The following is a 16,439-nucleotide window of genomic DNA, read 5'->3' on the forward strand; positions in this document are numbered from 1 at the left end:
TTACACTTCCGCGCACGCTGGTATAGTCCGGGATCTGGCCCATGAGGCAGCGGGTATTGGGCCGGTTCGGCGCCGTGCCGGACGTTAACGCCACACGTAATGATAAACCGCAGATAAGGTCGCCGAGGAGCCGGATGAAACTTGCATTAACTATTCTTGACTGGCAAGCCGGCGCGCCCGGGTTATCCACCCCCGAGCACTGGCGGGCATGGAGCGGCAGCCCGCCGGCCATTATCGCCGACGCCGCGCTGCCGCCCTGTGCGCAATTGCCGATGATGACGGCCCGTCGCCTGAGCGCGGGCAGCCGGCTGGCGGTGGACCACGGGCTGGCGCTGCTGCGGCGCCATCAGCCCGATGCGGTTATTTTTACCAGCCGCCACGGCGAGCTGGAGCGTAATCAGCGCATTCTCGATGCGCTGGCCAGGCAACACACGCTTTCGCCCACGGATTTTACCATGTCGGTGCATAACGCCGCGGTCGGCAGCCTGACCATCGCGGCGCAGGCGCCGCTGGTTTCCGCCTCGCTTTCCGCCGGGGAAGACAGTTTTCAGCAAGGTCTGGTTGAAGCGCAGATATTATTGAAAAGCGGCTATTCCCGCGTGCTGCTGGTGGACTTCGATAATAAAATCCCGGCGTTTTATCATCCGTTTCTCGCCCCCGGCACCCCGGATTTCCCCTACGCGGTGGCGCTGCTGCTGACAGCCGGGGAAACGCTGTGCTGCCGGTCCGATCGCGCGCGGCAGGAAGCGCCTCCCCGCGTCCTGCCGCAAAGCCTGGCGTTCATGCACCACTGGTTAAGCGCCGAAACGGCGTTTTCCATCACGGGCGAACGCCTGTGCTGGCGCTGGAGCCGGGCATGAATGCCGCAGAAGCTCCGCCGGCACGGTCCAGGCCTGATAGTCCCTTGAAATTCACTTGGCGATTATTGATGACCGGGAGCTGCTTCGCACTATTCGGAATTGGCGGATTGTTGCTCACGGCGGGGTTTTATATCCTGTGCCTGGTGCTGCACGACCCGCTCCGGCGTACCCGCGTGGCGCGCCGGGTGATTTCGGCCAGCTTCAGGTTATTCTTGTCCGCTACGCGCCTGCTGGGCGTGCTGGATTACCGTATTCACGGCGCGCATTTGCTGCGCCGGGATCGCGGCAGTCTGGTGTTGGCGAACCACCCGACGCTGCTGGATTATGTGTTGCTGGCGTCGGTAATGCCGCAGTGCGATTGCGTGGTCAAACAGGCGCTGCAAAATAATATCTACGTCAGCGGAGCGATCAAAGCGGCGGATTACCTGATCAATTCGCAGGCGGAAATTTTGTTGGCGGAAAGCGGCAAGCGGCTGCGCGCCGGGGATAACCTGCTGATATTCCCGGAGGGGACCCGCACTCTTGCCGGTTCGCCGCTGCGTTTACAGCGGGGCGCGGCCAACCTTGCGGTGCGCAGCGGATGCGATATCCGCATCGTACATATCAGCTGCAGCCAGCCTTTTCTCAGCAAGGGCATTAAATGGTTCCAGATCCCACCCAGGAAACCGCAGTTTACCGTGGAGGTTAAAGGGCTGTTTTCCGCCGGCGAGTTTTTTTCCGCCGGCGATTGCTCGCCCGCGCTGGCGGCCCGGCGACTGACGCAGCATTTGGCCTCGGTTCTGGACCCGGAAAATAGTCAATTTTTTGAGACAATGTAATGGAACAACTCAACCAGGAAATCAAACAGTTAATTATCGATACCTTGAATCTGGAAGGTATCGGCAGGGATGATATCGACACCGACGCGCCGCTGTTTGGCGACGGCCTGGGGTTGGACTCCATCGACGCGCTGGAGCTCGGGTTAGCGGTAAAAAGCCGTTATAACGTGGTGCTCTCGGCGGAAAACCAGGAAATACGCCGGCACTTTTTTTCGGTAGCCACCCTGTCGGCTTATATCCAGTCGCAGAGCGCCGCTCGATAAAAAGCGCCGCCGGATAAATATCTACCCCAATATGCTTATAAGAACAGGTCCATCAATGGATAAACAGGCAATTTACCAGGATGTGTCGCAACTGCTGATCGCATTGTTTGACACCAAACCCGAGCTCATTACGCCCGACGCGCGTTTATATGAAGATTTGGATCTCGACAGCATCGATGCCGTGGACATGGTGGTTCATCTGCAAAAGAAAACCGGCAAAAAAATCAAGCCGGAAACGTTCAAGTCCGTCAGGACGGTGCAGGATGTGGTGGATGCCGTAGCGGCGCTGTTAGCGACCGGATAAACGGGTGAATAACCAACCGAAGGTCGCCGGCCGCGCCCTGCCGGCAAAAGCGCTGCATCTGATTGGCCTGGCGGCAATTCTGGCCTATCCGTTTGCCGTGTGGTTCGGCGCCACCCGCTGGCGGCCGCAAGTGTCGGCGCTGGTGCTGGCCGCGGTTTTTTTACTGCGCCTGCTGACATTGCGCCGCGGCTTGGCGGCATTCGGCGGGTTGGCCAAGGCGCTGGCGCTGTTCGGCATCCTGCTGTGCCTGGCCAGCGGGTTATTAAAAAGCCAGCATTTATTACTTTACTACCCGGTTATGATGAATGCGTTGATGCTGCTGCTGTTCGGCGCATCGCTGCTCGGCCCGGCCAGCCTGGTGGAGCAACTGGCGCGGCTGCGCCAGCCGTCGTTGCCGCCGCGGGCGGTCGTCTACACCCGGCGGGTGACGCGGGTCTGGTGCCTGTTTTTTATCATTAACGGCGCCATGGCGCTTTTTACCTGCCTTCATGGCGATATGCCCCTATGGGCGCTGTACAACGGCGGTATCAGCTATCTGCTGATGGGACTGCTGATGGGGACGGAATGGATAATCAGAAAGCGCCAGCGCCTCGGCGGCTAACCTCTTGCACCCTTACCGAGCCCCTGCGCTGGCTGAGCGGAGATCGCCCCGATGCCACGCTGGTGGCCTGGCGGGACGCGCAGCCGCTGACGCTTGGGCAACTGCGGGAGGACGTCGCGTCCTTATGGCTGCAACTGGCCGGCCTGGAAGGCGATCGCTGGGCTTTATGCTTTGACGACGGTTATCGCTTCCTGGTGGCGCTGCTGGCGTTATGGCACCGCGGGAAAACGCCGGTTATCCCCGGCCACAACCGGGAAAAGCTGCTCGAAGAACAGCGGTTTTTTTTCGACGGCGTGATTAGCGATCTGCCGCTGTCCCTGAGCTGTCCGCTGATGATTCCCCGCCGGCAGCACATATCGCCCGCCGCAATCTTGCCGGCCCTGCCGGACGATGCGCGCCTGGTCTTATTCACCTCCGGGTCCACCGGCCGGCCGAAAGCGGTGACCAAAACGCTGCGCGCCATGGCCATCGAGGCCCGCTGGCTGGCGGCGCTGATATGCGATAAGGCAAGCGGCGTCGGAACGGCATCCCTGGATTCGTGCCGGGTGGCCTCCAGCGTCACCCACCAGCATCTGTACGGCCTGTCCTTCGGCATTTTTTTGCCGCTGACCCTGGGTATTCCTTTCTGTCCGGAAACGACCCGTTATCCGGAACATTTTATCCGCCAATGCGCCGGGCGGCCGGTATTGTTTATCAGCAGTCCCGCATTTTTAACCCGCCTGGACCCCACGCTGGTCCCGCCGTCCTGTATCGGCGTTTTCTCCGCCGGCGGGCCGCTGCCCTGGGACGATGCCCTGCGGGCCGGGCAGTGGCTGTCCGCCGGGGTCACCGAAATTTACGGCACCACCGAAACCGGCGTCTTGGCCTGGCGGCGGCGGCGGCGGGAAACCGGGCTATGGCAACCATTTGCCGGAGTTGCGTTTCATGCGCAGCCTGCCCGGGTCAGGGTAACATCGGCGCTGATCGACCCGCCCGACGGATATTGGCTGGACGATCGGCTGGAATTCAGCGCCGGCGGCCAAGGGTTCCAGATAGCGGGGCGCGGCGATCGCGTGATTAAGATTGAAGAACAGCGGGTCTCCCTGAGCGAAATCGAACGGCGTTTGAACGCGCTGGCGGACATAAGCGAAGCGGTGGTCATGCCGATAATCAAGCACGGCCGCCAATCCCTCGCTGCGGCTATCGTGCTGACGGCCGATGCCGCCCGGCGTTTGGCCGACGGCTCGCTCCCTACGCTTATCAACGCTTATCGCCGCCGATTGGGCGCGTGGCTTGAACCGGTGGCCGTGCCGCGTTATTGGCGGGTCGCCGCCGCGCTGCCGCGCACGCCGCGGGGAAAATATGACTGGGATCGGTTAAAGGAGCTGTTTTTTACCATGTTGCCCATTGAGTTATCCCGGCGCACCCCGGCCGAAGGCCAGGCGGAGCTACTGCTGAAATTGGAGCCGGCGCTGTTTTGGTTTCGCGGGCACTTCCCCGGGCAGCCCATCTTGCCGGGCGTGGCGCAGGCGGACTGGGCGCTGCATTATTGCCGGGATCTGCTGGCGCCGGACGCCCGCTTCAGCGGCATAGAAAATATTAAATTCCAGCGGCCGGTTAAACCCGGCCAGACCCTGCGCCTGCACCTTGAGTGGCAAGCGCCGCGCCAACTGCTGGTGTTTCGTTACCAGCTGTGCGATCCGCGCCAGGCGGACGAACCCACGGTCAGCAGCGGGAAAATCAAACTATGCCGCTGACTGACCTCCTCCCCGGCCCGTTAAAAGCCTGCATCGTCATCCCCTGCTTCAATCACGGGGCCATGATGGCCGGGGTATTGGCGCGCCTGCGGCCTTTTCATCTGCATTGCTTTGTCATTGACGACGGCAGCCACCCATCAACCCGGGAGACGCTGGCCGGCCTGTGCGCCGGACAGCCCGACCTCACTTTGGTGCGCCTGCCGGAAAACGGCGGCAAAGGCCAGGCGGTGCTGGCCGGGCTGGAAGCCGCGGCGCTGGCCGGCTTTACCCATGCGCTGCAGGTGGATGCCGACGGGCAGCATCAGTTGGAGGATATTCCCCGGTTATTACACGCAGCCGCGGCGCAGCCGGATAAACTGATATCCGGACGGCCGATTTACGATGGATCGATACCGCGCGCCCGGCTCTACGGCCGTTATCTCACCCACATCTGGGTATGGATCGAAACGGCGTCGCTGTCGCTAAAAGACAGCATGTGCGGCTTTCGGGTCTATCCCATCGCCCCCACGCTGGCGCTGGCGCGCCGGGTCAGGCTGGGCAAACGGATGGATTTCGACACCGAGGTCATGGTCCGGCTCTACTGGCAGGGCAATGAAAGCCAGTTTGTGTCCACCCGGGTGATTTATCCCCCTGGCGGAATATCGCATTTTGACGGCCTGCGGGATAACTGCCGCATCTCCTGGCTGCATACCCGGCTGTTTTTCGGCATGTTGCCGCGCCTGCCCGGCCTGCTGGGCCGCAGTTGGCGGCGCAGCAGGCCGCAGCGGCACTGGTCGGGAATGGCGGAGCGCCACGGCGCCCCAGGTATGCGTTTTATGCTGGCCGCCTATCGCCTCGGCGGCAGACGCCTGTTTAACGCCCTGCTCTACCCGGTGATCGGTTATTTCTGGCTCACCGGCGGGGCGCGGCGCCGCGCATCTGCCGATTATCTGCAACGCATCCGCCGGACCGCCGCGCGCCAGGGTATTGATGTGCCGCATCCCCTGGGCAGCTTCCGGCATTTTATGCGTTTTGGCGACGCCATGCTCGACAAGCTGGCCAGCTGGCAAGGGGATATCCGGCTGGGAGAGCAGATCGATTTTGCCCCGCAATCCCCCGCGCAGCCCGATATCGACCGGCAGCGCGGATTGCTGATCCTGGCATCCCATCTGGGAGACATCGAAGTCTGCCGCGCGCTGGCCCAGGGAAGCGGCCGGGTCATCATCAACGCGCTGGTGTTCACCGAGCATGCGCGGCGTTTTGAGGCGCTGCTGGCGCAAATTAATCCCCAGGCCGGCATCAACCTGATTCCGGTCACGGACATCGGCCCGGAAACCGCGATTCTGCTGCGCCAAAAGCTGGATTTAGGCGAATGGGTGGCCATAGTCGGCGATCGCACGCCGGTGCCGGCCTCCCGCCGCGGCGCTGCGCCGCGGGTGGTATGGAGCGACTTTCTCGGCAGCCCCGCGCCTTTCCCGCAAGGGCCGTTTATACTGGCTGCGGCGCTGCGTTGCCCCGTGGCCCTGATGTTTGCCCTGAAAGAGCGCGGGAAACTGCATATTTATTACGAACATTTCGCCGATCGGCTTGAATTGCCGCGCGCGCAGCGCGCTCAGGCGCTGCAACAAACCGTCGATCGCTATGCGGCCCGATTGCAATATTACTGCCTGCGTTCGCCGCTTGATTGGTTCAATTTTTTTGACTTCTGGCGCCTGCCCGGCCAGAGCGCGCCACATGACGAGGCCTGACATGGTACTAAGCGACCCGCGCTTCACCGCGGAAATAGAAATAACCGTCCCTTTTCACGACGTCGATGCCATGGGCGTGGTCTGGCACGGCCACTATTTGCGTTATATGGAAATTGCGCGCGAAGCCCTGCTCGGCCAGTTTGATTATGGTTATCGGCAGATGAAAGCCTCCGGTTACCTATGGCCGGTGGTGGACGCCCGGGTTAAATACCGCGCGCCGCTGATCTTCGAACAACGCATCCGGGTCCAGGCGCGCATTGAAGAGTATGAAAACCGCCTGCGCATCGGCTACCGTATTTTTGACGGCCCCAGCGGTAAAAACACCACCTCCGGCTATACCATCCAGGTGGCGGTGGAACAACACAGCCATGAGCTTTGTTTTGTCAGTCCGCCGGTGCTGTTGCAGCGCATGGGGTTATTACCATGAACAATCCGTCTGCCGCAGTGTTGCGGTTAATTGCGTGCTTAATGTCGCGCTTGGCGGCTCGCTACGGGTCGCCAAGCGCGATATGCCCCGCCCTTATGGCCATGTGCCTGCCGGCGGGCGCGTTAATCGCCCTGTTGATCGCCGCTCCCGATGCCCGCGCCGTAACGCTGGACGCGCTGCAACAGCGTTTTGCCCAGCAACCGGTGGTGCGCGCGCATTTCGATCAGGAGCGCACCATCAGCGGCATTTCCCGCCCGCTGCGCTCATCCGGCGAACTGCTGATTGCCCGGCAGGAGGGCTTGTGGTGGCAACAGCAGCAGCCGTTTCTGCTGACGCTGATCCTCAATGACAGCCGCATGGTGCAAATCACCGGCAATCAGCCGCCGGAGGTGATAACCGCCGACGGCAATCCGCAAATGTTCCGTTTTAACCACCTGCTGCGCGCCCTGTTCCAGGCCGATCGCGCGGTGCTGGAACAAAACTTTACCCTCGGCTTTACCGATCTGGGGCAGGATAACTGGCAACTGGTGCTCACCCCCAAAACCGCGCCGCTGGATAAGCTGTTTACCGCCATCACCCTGACCGGCCGGACTTATCTTGAGCATATCCGGCTGGACGATAAACAGGGCGATCGCACCGCCATCACTTTCAGCCACCAGCGCACCGAGCCCAAGCTCCTGAGCCATGACGAACAACAACGCTTTATTCAGTAAGTTTTACCTGCGCTGCGCCGCGGCCTGGCTGGTGGTCTGCCTGGGGTTGCTGCTCGCCCTGGCGCTGTTGCTGCCGCGCAGCCAGATTAACAGCAGCGTGCTGGCGCTGCTGCCCCGGCAGGCCATGGGCCAGTTGCCGCCGGCCATCTATGACGGTTTTATGCAGCGTCTAGACCGTCAATTGGTCTGGATGGTAAGTCCGGGCGAAGGGCAAGGGCTGCAACCGGTGGCCGAATGGGCGCGGCTGGCGGCCGCCCTGCCCGGTATAGGCGCGGTAAAAGGGGCGTTGACGGCGCAGGAACAACGGCAATGGGGCGAGTTCTATTTTCAGCACCGTAACGGCATGATTGACGCGGCCACCCGCGCGCGACTGCAACAGGGCGGCGGCGCCCAGGCGGATTGGATTACCGCCCAGCTCTACTCCGCATTCGCCGGGGTCGGCGGCCGGGAACTCCAGCACGACCCGTTGCTATTGGTGCGCGGCTCGCAGCTGGCCTTGCAGCAAAACGCCGGCAAGTTAACGCTCGATAACGGCTGGCTGATGAGCCGGGATGCGCAGGGCCGCGGCTGGTATTTGCTGCACGGCGAACTGGCGGCATCTTCTTATGAGATGCGCTCATCACACCAAGTGGCGGAACAGTTGTCGGCGCTGCGCCAACAGCTGGAAACCCGCTGGCCCGGCACCCGGATATTAGCGCGCGGCACGCTGTTTTACAGCGATCATGCCAGCCAGCAAGCCAGGCACGATATCTCCACCCTGGGGCTGGCGACGGTGGTCGGGGTGTTGCTGCTGGTCGCCCTGGTATTTCGTTCGGTGCTGCCGCTGCTATGCTGCGCCCTGTCGGTAGCCGTCGGCGCGCTGGCGGGCACCGTGGCCTGCCTGCTGCTATTCGGCGAGCTGCACTTGATGACCCTGGTGATGAGTATCAGTATTGTGGGCATCTCCGCCGATTATACGCTGTACTATCTGACGGAACGTTTGATTCACGGACGGCAAAACGGTCCGCTGGAGAGCCTGCGCAAAGTTTTGCCGGCGCTGCTGTTGGCGCTGGCGACCACGGTGGCGGCCTATCTCATTATGGTGCTGGCCCCCTTCCCCGGCCTGCGCCAGTTGGCGGTATTCGCCGCCGCCGGCCTGAGCGCCGCCTGCCTGACGGTTATTTGCTGGTACCCGCTGCTGGCCCGGCGTCTGCCGGTTCGCCCCATCCCGGCGCTGCCGGTGATTCGCGCCTGGCTGTCCGCCTGGCGGCATCGCAGGACGGTGCGCATCGGGCTGCCGCTGGCCATCGCCCTGTTTACGCTATCAGGACTGCTCCAACTGCGGGTGAGCGATGATATCGCCGAGCTACAGGCCCTGCCGGGGGCGATCCGCCAGCAGGAAGAGCAAATCGCCCGGCTGTCCGGACAAGGTTCGGATCAAAAATGGCTGGTGGTGACCGGCGCCAGCGCGGAACAGGCCCTGCGGCGTATGGAGCAATTGGCGCCGCGCCTGGCCCAGGCGCAGGCCGACGGCTGGCTGGGGCAATATCGTTTGCCGCCGCTGTCTTCGCAACAGCGACAGCACCAGGATCTGGCCCTGCTAGCCCAGGCCGCGCCGGCGGTGGTGGCCCGGCTTAAGCAGGCCGGAGTGGATACCGTAACGCCCGATCTGGGCCCGATGCCGGTGACGCCGGCGGCCTGGCTGCAAAGCGTGGCCAGCGAAGGCTGGCGTTTATTATGGCTGACGCTGCCGGACGGGCAAAGCGCGGTGCTGATCCCGGTAAGCGGGGTAAGCAATAGTCCGGCCCTCCGGCATCTGGCGCTATCGCAACCCGGCGTCACCTGGGTCGATCGCAAAGCGGATTTCGATAGCCTGTTCGCCGACTACCGGCATAAGCTCGGCTGGCTGCTGCTGGCCTCGCTGGCGGTTATCGCGCTCAGTTTTATCCTGCGCCAGGGGTGGAGGCAAGGTTTATTAAGCCTGATCCCCACGGTGCTATCCCTCGGCGCAGGCCTGTCGGTGCTGGCCTGGAGCGGCCATGCGCTGAACCTGTTTTCCATGCTGGCGCTGGTGCTGGTGCTGGGCATCGGCATCAACTACCAGCTGTTTTTCGCCAATCCGCGCGGCACGCCCGCTACCTCGATGCTGGCCATCACCCTGGCGGTGATGACCACGTCGCTGACGCTCGGCATGCTGGTGTTCAGCCATACGCAGGCTATCAGCAGCTTCGGCATCGTGTTGTGCAGCGGTATTTTTACCGCCTATATTTTATCGCCGCTGGCATTGCCACGGGCGCGGGAGAACTACCCATGAACGCTTTACGTCTGTGGCCTTTACTGCTGGCGATATTGCTTACCGCCTGCGCCGGAGGGCACAAAACGCCGTCTGCCTGGCTAAAACCCGGCGTTTCCGTCCAACTGCCCGCGCCGGGAATCGACCCGGCCATAAGCGAGCAACAATTACTGACCGCGACGGTGCAAGGCCGGCAGCAATCCCTACTGGTGCTGCTTAATGCCGACGGGCAGCGGCTGACCCTGGTCGGATTATCCTCCCTCGGCATCCGCCTGTTTACCGTCACCTATGACCGGCAGGGGATTCATACCGAACAAGCGATGGCGCTGCCGCAGTTGCCGCCGGCCGGCCAGGTGCTGGCGGATATCATGCTGAGTTATTGGCCGGTGGAGGCATGGCGGGCGGTATTGCCGCAGGGGTGGTCTTTGGTGGATCATAACGATCGGCGCCGGTTGTCCGACCCAGACGGCAATATCGTCACCGAGATCAGCTATGGCGACGTGGCGGGCAGGCGCCAGCCGATCGGCCTGGGCAATCAGGTCTTTCATTATCAGATTGTTATACAGCACCTGGACGGCTAACCATGATCGCTATTTCCGCAGTGGGTATGCTCAATGCGCTGGGCCGGGATATGGCGGAGATTGCCGTTAACCTGGCCCGGGGCCAGGCGCCGGGCATGAAGCTTAACCATAGCTTCCTGCTGGGCCAGCGCCCCTGCTGGCTGGGTGAAGTGACCGCCGATCTGCCCGCGGTTCCGGAGGCGCTAAAGCGCCACGACAGCCGCAATAACCGCCTGCTGCTGGGCGCGCTGGCGCAGATTCGCGAACCGGTGGAGCGCGCCATAGCCGCCTATGGCGCGGATCGGGTGGCGGTGGTGCTGGGTACCAGTACCTCCGGCCTGGATGAAAGCGACCGGATGGTCACCGCATCGGCGCAAGGGCTGCCTGCGCGCGGGTATTATTATCAAATGCAGGAACTGGGGGACCCGGCGCGTTTTCTCAGCGCCTTTCTGGCGCTGGACGGGCCGGCCTATACCCTGTCCACGGCTTGCTCTTCCAGCGCGCGGGCGATTATCAGCGGGCGCCGGCTGATTGAAACCGGCCTGGCGGATGCGGCGATTGTCGGCGGCGCCGACAGCCTGAGCCGAATGCCGATCAATGGTTTCGACAGCCTGGAATCCCTATCCGCCAAGCGCTGCCGCCCTTTCAGCGCCGAACGCGACGGCATCAGCATCGGCGAAGGCGCGGCCCTGCTGTTGCTGACCCGGGAGGCGGGGGGCGTCGCCCTGCGGGGCGTGGGCGAATCGTCCGATGCCTGGCATATGTCGGCTCCTCACCCCGAAGGCGCCGGCGCGATCCGCGCCATCGAAATGGCCCTGGCGGATGCGAGGGTGGAGGCGGCCGATATCGGTTATATTAATCTGCACGGTACCGCCACCCGGCTTAATGATGAAATAGAAGCGCGGGTGATTAACCGCCTGTTCGGCAATCGGGCGCCGTGCAGTTCCACCAAGCATCTGACCGGCCATACCCTGGGCGCCGCCGGGGCGATAGAAGCGGCGCTCGGCTGGTTATGCCTGACCCGGGATCTGCCGCTGCCGCCGCAGGACTTCAGCGACGCCACCCTCGATCCCGCCCTGGCGGATTGCGGCCTGCTGATCGCGCCCGGGCGTCTGGATCGGCGGCTGATTATGTCCAACTCATTTGCTTTTGGCGGCAATAATACCTGCCTGATCCTGGGAGACAATCATGACTGACTCGCCTGGCCAGCGCCGATTAACCGCGACGGCGGATATTATGGCCGCCGCGTACTATCTGCCGCACGACGCGCCGATGGTGCTGCTCGATCGGGTGTGCGCCATCGGCGCCGATTATGCGCGCTGCCGCGTAACCGTCGATGATGGCGGCGCGCTGCGGCCATTTCTCAATAGCGAGGGCGATCTGCCCGGCTGGTATGCGCTGGAGATGATGGCGCAGACCGTCGGCGTCTGGTCGGGATGGCACGGCCGCCAGCGGGGAGATCCCCCGCGTACCGGCCTGCTGCTGGGGGCCAGGGCATTAAACTGCGCGCAGCCGGTATTTAGCGCCGGCAGCGAACTGGACATCAGCGTTACCTTGCTGCTGCAAGATCAACATATCGGCAGCTTTGACTGCGTGATTTGCCGGGCCGGGGAAACCGTCGCCACCGGGCGGCTGACCACCTACCAGTCCAGCGACCAAGAAATCAACACATTATTAAAGGATTAACCTTATGACACGCTCGGTATTGGTGACAGGGGCCAGCAAAGGAATCGGACGGGCCATCGCTTGCCGGCTGGCGCGGGACGGTTTTGAGATCATCGTTCACTACCATCGCGACGATGCCGGGGCCGGGCAAACGCTGCAACTGATCAACGCGCAGGGCGGACAGGGCCGGCTGCTGGCCTTTGACGCCGCCAATCGCCAGGCCTGCCGGGAAACCTTAACGGCCGATATCGACCGGCACGGCGCCTATTACGGCGTAGTGAGCAATGCCGGCATTACCCGCGACGGCGCCTTCCCGGCGCTCAGCGAAGAGGATTGGGATAGCGTGCTGCGCACCAACCTCGACAGCTTTTATAATGTCCTGCATCCCTGCGTCATGCCGATGATCGGCCTGCGCCGCGGCGGCCGGATTATCACGCTTTCGTCGGTATCCGGCCTGACCGGCAACCGGGGCCAGGTGAATTACAGCGCGGCCAAAGCGGGCATTATCGGCGCCACCAAGGCGCTGGCGGTCGAACTGGCGAAACGCGATATTACCGTCAATTGTATCGCCCCTGGATTGATTGACACCGGCATGATCGAGATGGAAGAGCGCGCGTTAACCCAGGCCATGGGCCTAATCCCCATGCAACGCATGGGCCAGGCGGACGAAGTGGCCGGCCTGGCCGGCTATCTCATGTCGGATATCGCCGGCTACGTCACCCGCCAGGTCATTTCCATCAACGGGGGGATGTTATGAACCGTCGCGTCGTCATCACCGGTATGGGCGGCGTTACCGCCCTGGGCGAAAATTGGCAGGACGTGTCGACGGGCCTGCGCCGTGGTGAAAATGCGGTGGTCGGCATGCCGCAATGGCGCGAATTTGACGGCCTCAACACCCTGCTGGCCGCCCCGCTGCCGTCATTTGAGCTGCCGGAGCATTACACCCGCAAACGCATTCGTTCCATGGGCCGGGTATCGCTATTGGCCACCCGGGCCTGCGAACTGGCGCTGGAACAGGCGGGATTGCTCGGCGATCTTATTCTTACCGGCGGCGAAACCGGCATCGCTTACGGGTCGTCCACCGGCAGCACCAAACCTATCAGCGACTTCGCCACGATGCTGACGGAAAAACATACCAACAACATCACCGGCACCACGTATGTGCAGATGATGCCCCATACCGCGGCGGTTAATGCCGGGCTGTTTTTCGGCCTCAGGGGCCGGGTCATCCCCACCTCCAGCGCCTGTACATCCGGCAGCCAGGCCATCGGATACGCCTTTGAGGCGATAAAACACGGCTACCAGACCGTAATGGTGGCCGGCGGCGCCGAAGAGCTGTGCCCTTCAGAAGCGGCGGCCTTCGATACGCTGTTTGCCACCAGCCAGCTCAACGATACGCCCAAGCTTACCCCGGCGCCCTTTGACCGGGATCGCGATGGTTTGGTGATAGGCGAAGGCGCGGGGACGGTGGTGCTGGAAGAACTGGATTATGCCCGGGCGAGAGGGGCGACGATTTACGGGGAAGTGGTGGGGTTTGCCACTAACTGCGATGCCAGCCATATCACCCAGCCGCAGCAATCCACCATGCAGATCTGCATGGCCAAAGCCCTGCAAAACGCCGGCTTGGCCGCCAGCGATATCGGTTATATCAGCGCGCACGGCACCGCCACCGAGCGGGGGGACATTGCCGAAAGCCAGGCCACCGCCGCCCTGTTCGGCAACCGCACCCCCATCTCATCCCTGAAAAGCTATTTCGGCCATACGCTTGGCGCCTGCGGCGCGCTGGAAGCCTGGATGAGTCTGGAGATGATGCGCGAGGGCTGGTTCGCCCCCACGCTCAACCTGCGCCATCCCGATCCGAACTGCGGCGATTTGGACTATATCATGGGTGGAATACGGCTAATCGACACTGAATATCTTCAATCCAACAACTTCGCTTTCGGCGGTATCAATACTTCGCTGGTAATCAAACGCTGGGCATAAAAATGAGATCTAGGTATTTCCACGCTAAAAAACATACAATACCGCCAGCGTATTGCGCCCCCAGTTGTCGCGGATAAGACCAAGATTATGAATAGTTCCCTTACCGGGCCGTCATCCAAAAGGCCGCCGGCTGAAAAACGTCCTTCGCAAGCCACCGGCAAAAAAAACGGCGCGCAGGAGCAAAAAAACCTGCCGATTCACCTGGAAATCCAGCGCGATATCAAAAACCGCATTCAAAGCGGCGAATGGAAACCGGGCGACCGGGTACCCACTGAAATCGCGCTGATGGAGATCTACAAATGTTCGCGCATGACGGTGAACAAAGCTATCTCCTCCCTGGTCAGCGCCGGGTTTATCATACGCAAACGCCGCAGCGGTTCGTTTGTCGCTTCACCCCGCGTTGATGAGCCTTTGGTGGCCCTGCAGGATATCCGCGCCGAAGTCCTGGCCACCGATCGCATTTACAGTTTCGCCATTTTACACCGCGAGATTCGCCATCTTGAGGACAGCATCGAGGCCGAGCATATCGGCGTGCCGCTGAACGCCCGCATGCTGTGCGTCGAGGTTATGCACTATGCGGACAACCTGCCGTTTGCCCTGGAGACGCGCCAAATCAATTTGAGCGTGGTGCCGGAAGTGGCCGATGAAACCTTTACCGACGTGCCGCCGGGGGGGTGGCTGCTGGGCCGGGTGCCCTGGACCGAGGGCGAGCACTCGCTGCGCGCCATCTCCGCCGACGAAGAGCTGTCAAACCAGCTACGGATCGCCGCGGGCACCGCCTGCATCTCCATTGCGCGCCGCACCTGGCTGGCCGGCGATCTGATTACCTTTGTCCGCTTAATCTATCCCGGCGAGCGCCATCGCTTCGTGGTGCGGTTTGGCGCCAGTCCCGTGAGCATGTCGGTACAAAGCCGCGGCGAATATCGGTCAGGCTAGTTTTAAGCGATCGTCTCTCCCCCGTTGCGTTACTCTATCAACAGGTATTTTCGGCTGAATAAGGATTAGGTTCGATGACGTCTATTTCATGCATTTTGTTCGACTGCGACGGCACGCTGGTGGACAGCGAGATTCTGTGCTGCGAGGCCTATGTGATTGTGTTCGGCAGATACGGCATCCCGCTGACGCTGGAGCAAGCCGTCCGGGAATTCAAGGGGATCAAGCTCTATGAAATCATCGATCGCATGAGAGCCGAGCATGGCCTGCGCCAGCAGGTGGAGACGCTGGAGGCCGAGTACCGCGCCGAGGTGGCCCGTCTGTTTGATGAACGCCTGGTGCCCATCAATGGCGTGCGCGAACTGCTGCAACAAATTGCCGTGCCGATGGGAGTGGTTTCCAACGGCCCGGTCAGCAAAATGCAGCATTCACTTGGCCTGGCGGAACTGCTGCCTTTTTTCCAGGACCATCTGTTTAGCGCGTATGACGTACAGCGCTGGAAACCCGACCCGGCGGTTATTTACCATGCCGTCGGCCAATTGCAGGTGCCGGTGGAGCAGTGCATTTTGGTGGAGGATTCCGCCGCCGGCGCCCAGGCGGGCATTGCCGCCGGCATTCCGGTATTTTACTACTGCGCCGATCCGCATAACCCGCCCATCGAGCACCCGCTGGTAACCCGCTTCAACCACATGGCCCAGTTGCCGGCGCTGTGGCGCGAGCGCGGCTGGGCGCTGACCCGCTCAGCGGGCGGGTTGTTGTGATCGGGTATGATTACCCGCTAGCCTGGCTCGCTAAATTATTTTTTTATTCCTTCGGCGTATCCGCCGGGGGCGTCACCTCGACCACGGTATCTTTACCCGTCAGCAGGGTTTCCAGGGCATCGCCGCCCACGTGGCGGAAATCCTGGCCTTTGACGAAGTAAAAGATATATTCGCAAATATTCTGGCACCGGTCGCCGATCCGCTCGATGGAACGCGCGCAGAACAGCGCGGTGAGCACGCTGGGAATCGTGCGCGGATCTTCCATCATATAGGTCATCAGCTGGCGTACGATGCCCTCATACTCCTGATCGACTTTTTTGTCTTCCCGGTAAATCCGGATCGCTTCGTCCAGATCCATGCGCGCAAACGCATCCAGCACGTCATGCAGCATTTGCACCGTGTGGCGGCCCAGCGTTTCCAGGCTGACCAGCATCTGTAAATGCTGCTGGGAGTATTTTTCCAGCGCGGTGCGGCAAATCTTATCGGCGCCGTCGCCGATGCGCTCCAGCTCGGAGATGGTTTTGATGATCGATATCACCAGGCGTAAATCGCTGGCGGTGGGCTGGCGCTTGGCGATAATCCGCACGCAGGCCTCATCGATGGCCACTTCCATCGCATTCACTTTGGCGTCGCCGGCCACCACCCGTTTAGCCAGTTCTTCATCCTGGCTATGCATGGCGCTGATGGCATCGGTAAGTTGTTGCTCCACCAGTCCCCCCATGGCCATCACTTGGGTGCGGATGTGTTCCAGTTCGGCATTAAACTGGCCGGAGATATGCTTATTGAGGTTAAGATTTTCCATGATATATCCCGTTA

At 61.8% G+C, this 16,439-nt stretch carries 18 protein-coding genes; 17 read left to right on the forward strand and 1 reads right to left on the reverse strand.

Features of this window, described 5'->3' with window-relative positions:
- The first annotated feature begins 134 nt into the window (after positions 1-134).
- From ACL2XP_RS26435 to yieH, 17 genes are all read left to right on the forward strand, one after another.
- Complete coding sequence (locus tag ACL2XP_RS26435; protein ID WP_413736394.1) at positions 135-860, forward strand: beta-ketoacyl synthase chain length factor; 726 nt, start codon at positions 135-137, stop codon at positions 858-860.
- On the forward strand, positions 857-1,678 hold the full coding sequence (locus tag ACL2XP_RS26440; protein ID WP_413736395.1) for a lysophospholipid acyltransferase family protein: 822 nt from the start codon (positions 857-859) through the stop codon (positions 1,676-1,678). Before ACL2XP_RS26435 ends, ACL2XP_RS26440 begins: the two co-directional genes overlap by 4 nt.
- Positions 1,678-1,941: a phosphopantetheine-binding protein gene (locus tag ACL2XP_RS26445; protein WP_413736396.1), complete on the forward strand. Its 264-nt coding sequence runs from the start codon at positions 1,678-1,680 to the stop codon at positions 1,939-1,941. Before ACL2XP_RS26440 ends, ACL2XP_RS26445 begins: the two co-directional genes overlap by 1 nt.
- Positions 1,942-1,996: 55 nt before the next feature.
- On the forward strand, positions 1,997-2,245 hold the full coding sequence (locus ACL2XP_RS26450) for an acyl carrier protein (RefSeq protein WP_413736397.1): 249 nt from the start codon (positions 1,997-1,999) through the stop codon (positions 2,243-2,245).
- A 37-nt stretch (positions 2,246-2,282) separates the two neighbouring features.
- Complete coding sequence (locus ACL2XP_RS26455; RefSeq protein WP_413739301.1) at positions 2,283-2,846, forward strand: hypothetical protein; 564 nt, start codon at positions 2,283-2,285, stop codon at positions 2,844-2,846.
- Positions 2,810-4,582 carry an AMP-binding protein gene (locus tag ACL2XP_RS26460; RefSeq protein WP_413736398.1) on the forward strand — a complete coding sequence of 591 codons (1,773 nt, stop codon included), beginning with the start codon at positions 2,810-2,812 and terminating at the stop codon, positions 4,580-4,582. Before ACL2XP_RS26455 ends, ACL2XP_RS26460 begins: the two co-directional genes overlap by 37 nt.
- Entirely contained in the window at positions 4,573-6,309 is a 1,737-nt protein-coding gene (locus ACL2XP_RS26465; RefSeq protein ID WP_413736399.1) for a glycosyltransferase family 2 protein, read from the forward strand. The genes ACL2XP_RS26460 and ACL2XP_RS26465 overlap by 10 nt, the downstream gene beginning before the upstream one ends.
- Positions 6,296-6,736 carry an acyl-CoA thioesterase gene (locus ACL2XP_RS26470; RefSeq protein ID WP_413736400.1) on the forward strand — a complete coding sequence of 147 codons (441 nt, stop codon included), beginning with the start codon at positions 6,296-6,298 and terminating at the stop codon, positions 6,734-6,736. The genes ACL2XP_RS26465 and ACL2XP_RS26470 overlap by 14 nt, the downstream gene beginning before the upstream one ends.
- Positions 6,737-6,837: 101 nt before the next feature.
- Positions 6,838-7,449, forward strand: a complete 612-nt coding sequence (locus tag ACL2XP_RS26475; protein WP_413739302.1) for a LolA family protein — start codon at positions 6,838-6,840, stop codon at positions 7,447-7,449.
- Positions 7,421-9,742 (forward strand): MMPL family transporter, encoded by a 2,322-nt coding sequence (locus ACL2XP_RS26480; RefSeq protein WP_413736401.1) that lies wholly within the window; start codon positions 7,421-7,423, stop codon positions 9,740-9,742. The genes ACL2XP_RS26475 and ACL2XP_RS26480 overlap by 29 nt, the downstream gene beginning before the upstream one ends.
- Positions 9,739-10,302 (forward strand): DUF3261 domain-containing protein, encoded by a 564-nt coding sequence (locus ACL2XP_RS26485; RefSeq protein WP_413736402.1) that lies wholly within the window; start codon positions 9,739-9,741, stop codon positions 10,300-10,302. The genes ACL2XP_RS26480 and ACL2XP_RS26485 overlap by 4 nt, the downstream gene beginning before the upstream one ends.
- A 2-nt stretch (positions 10,303-10,304) precedes the next feature.
- The gene (locus ACL2XP_RS26490) at positions 10,305-11,477 is read left to right on the forward strand and encodes a beta-ketoacyl-[acyl-carrier-protein] synthase family protein (protein ID WP_413736403.1); all 1,173 of its coding nucleotides are present in this window, start codon (positions 10,305-10,307) and stop codon (positions 11,475-11,477) included.
- The gene (locus tag ACL2XP_RS26495) at positions 11,470-11,967 is read left to right on the forward strand and encodes a 3-hydroxy-fatty acyl-ACP dehydratase (protein ID WP_413736404.1); all 498 of its coding nucleotides are present in this window, start codon (positions 11,470-11,472) and stop codon (positions 11,965-11,967) included. Before ACL2XP_RS26490 ends, ACL2XP_RS26495 begins: the two co-directional genes overlap by 8 nt.
- Before the next feature lie 4 nt (positions 11,968-11,971).
- Positions 11,972-12,703: a 3-ketoacyl-ACP reductase FabG2 gene (locus ACL2XP_RS26500; protein WP_413736405.1), complete on the forward strand. Its 732-nt coding sequence runs from the start codon at positions 11,972-11,974 to the stop codon at positions 12,701-12,703.
- Positions 12,700-13,929 carry a beta-ketoacyl-ACP synthase gene (locus ACL2XP_RS26505; protein ID WP_413736406.1) on the forward strand — a complete coding sequence of 410 codons (1,230 nt, stop codon included), beginning with the start codon at positions 12,700-12,702 and terminating at the stop codon, positions 13,927-13,929. The genes ACL2XP_RS26500 and ACL2XP_RS26505 overlap by 4 nt, the downstream gene beginning before the upstream one ends.
- Before the next feature lie 87 nt (positions 13,930-14,016).
- On the forward strand, positions 14,017-14,865 hold the full coding sequence (locus ACL2XP_RS26510; RefSeq protein ID WP_413736407.1) for a UTRA domain-containing protein: 849 nt from the start codon (positions 14,017-14,019) through the stop codon (positions 14,863-14,865).
- Positions 14,866-14,939: 74 nt separating this feature from the next.
- Positions 14,940-15,623 carry a 6-phosphogluconate phosphatase gene (gene yieH / locus ACL2XP_RS26515; protein ID WP_413736408.1) on the forward strand — a complete coding sequence of 228 codons (684 nt, stop codon included), beginning with the start codon at positions 14,940-14,942 and terminating at the stop codon, positions 15,621-15,623.
- Positions 15,624-15,666: 43 nt separating this feature from the next.
- Here yieH and phoU read toward each other — a convergent pair whose 3' ends face one another.
- Positions 15,667-16,425 carry a phosphate signaling complex protein PhoU gene (gene phoU / locus ACL2XP_RS26520; protein WP_413736409.1) on the reverse strand — a complete coding sequence of 253 codons (759 nt, stop codon included), beginning with the start codon at positions 16,423-16,425 and terminating at the stop codon, positions 15,667-15,669.
- Positions 16,426-16,439: the final 14 nt, after the last annotated feature.

This window comes from Sodalis sp. RH21 (assembly GCF_047324175.1).
Lineage (GTDB): Bacteria > Pseudomonadota > Gammaproteobacteria > Enterobacterales > Enterobacteriaceae > Acerihabitans.

Coding starts and splice junctions, on each gene's coding strand:
- ACL2XP_RS26435 (WP_413736394.1), top strand. CDS start 135: ATGAAACTTGCATTAACTATTCTTGACTGGCAAGCCGGCGCGCCCGGG.
- ACL2XP_RS26440 (WP_413736395.1), top strand. CDS start 857: ATGAATGCCGCAGAAGCTCCGCCGGCACGGTCCAGGCCTGATAGTCCC.
- ACL2XP_RS26445 (WP_413736396.1), top strand. CDS start 1,678: ATGGAACAACTCAACCAGGAAATCAAACAGTTAATTATCGATACCTTG.
- ACL2XP_RS26450 (WP_413736397.1), top strand. CDS start 1,997: ATGGATAAACAGGCAATTTACCAGGATGTGTCGCAACTGCTGATCGCA.
- ACL2XP_RS26460 (WP_413736398.1), top strand. CDS start 2,810: ATGGATAATCAGAAAGCGCCAGCGCCTCGGCGGCTAACCTCTTGCACC.
- ACL2XP_RS26465 (WP_413736399.1), top strand. CDS start 4,573: ATGCCGCTGACTGACCTCCTCCCCGGCCCGTTAAAAGCCTGCATCGTC.
- ACL2XP_RS26470 (WP_413736400.1), top strand. CDS start 6,296: ATGACGAGGCCTGACATGGTACTAAGCGACCCGCGCTTCACCGCGGAA.
- ACL2XP_RS26475 (WP_413739302.1), top strand. CDS start 6,838: ATGTGCCTGCCGGCGGGCGCGTTAATCGCCCTGTTGATCGCCGCTCCC.
- ACL2XP_RS26480 (WP_413736401.1), top strand. CDS start 7,421: ATGACGAACAACAACGCTTTATTCAGTAAGTTTTACCTGCGCTGCGCC.
- ACL2XP_RS26485 (WP_413736402.1), top strand. CDS start 9,739: ATGAACGCTTTACGTCTGTGGCCTTTACTGCTGGCGATATTGCTTACC.
- ACL2XP_RS26490 (WP_413736403.1), top strand. CDS start 10,305: ATGATCGCTATTTCCGCAGTGGGTATGCTCAATGCGCTGGGCCGGGAT.
- ACL2XP_RS26495 (WP_413736404.1), top strand. CDS start 11,470: ATGACTGACTCGCCTGGCCAGCGCCGATTAACCGCGACGGCGGATATT.
- ACL2XP_RS26500 (WP_413736405.1), top strand. CDS start 11,972: ATGACACGCTCGGTATTGGTGACAGGGGCCAGCAAAGGAATCGGACGG.
- ACL2XP_RS26505 (WP_413736406.1), top strand. CDS start 12,700: ATGAACCGTCGCGTCGTCATCACCGGTATGGGCGGCGTTACCGCCCTG.
- ACL2XP_RS26510 (WP_413736407.1), top strand. CDS start 14,017: ATGAATAGTTCCCTTACCGGGCCGTCATCCAAAAGGCCGCCGGCTGAA.
- yieH (WP_413736408.1), top strand. CDS start 14,940: ATGACGTCTATTTCATGCATTTTGTTCGACTGCGACGGCACGCTGGTG.
- phoU (WP_413736409.1), bottom strand. CDS start 16,425: ATGGAAAATCTTAACCTCAATAAGCATATCTCCGGCCAGTTTAATGCC.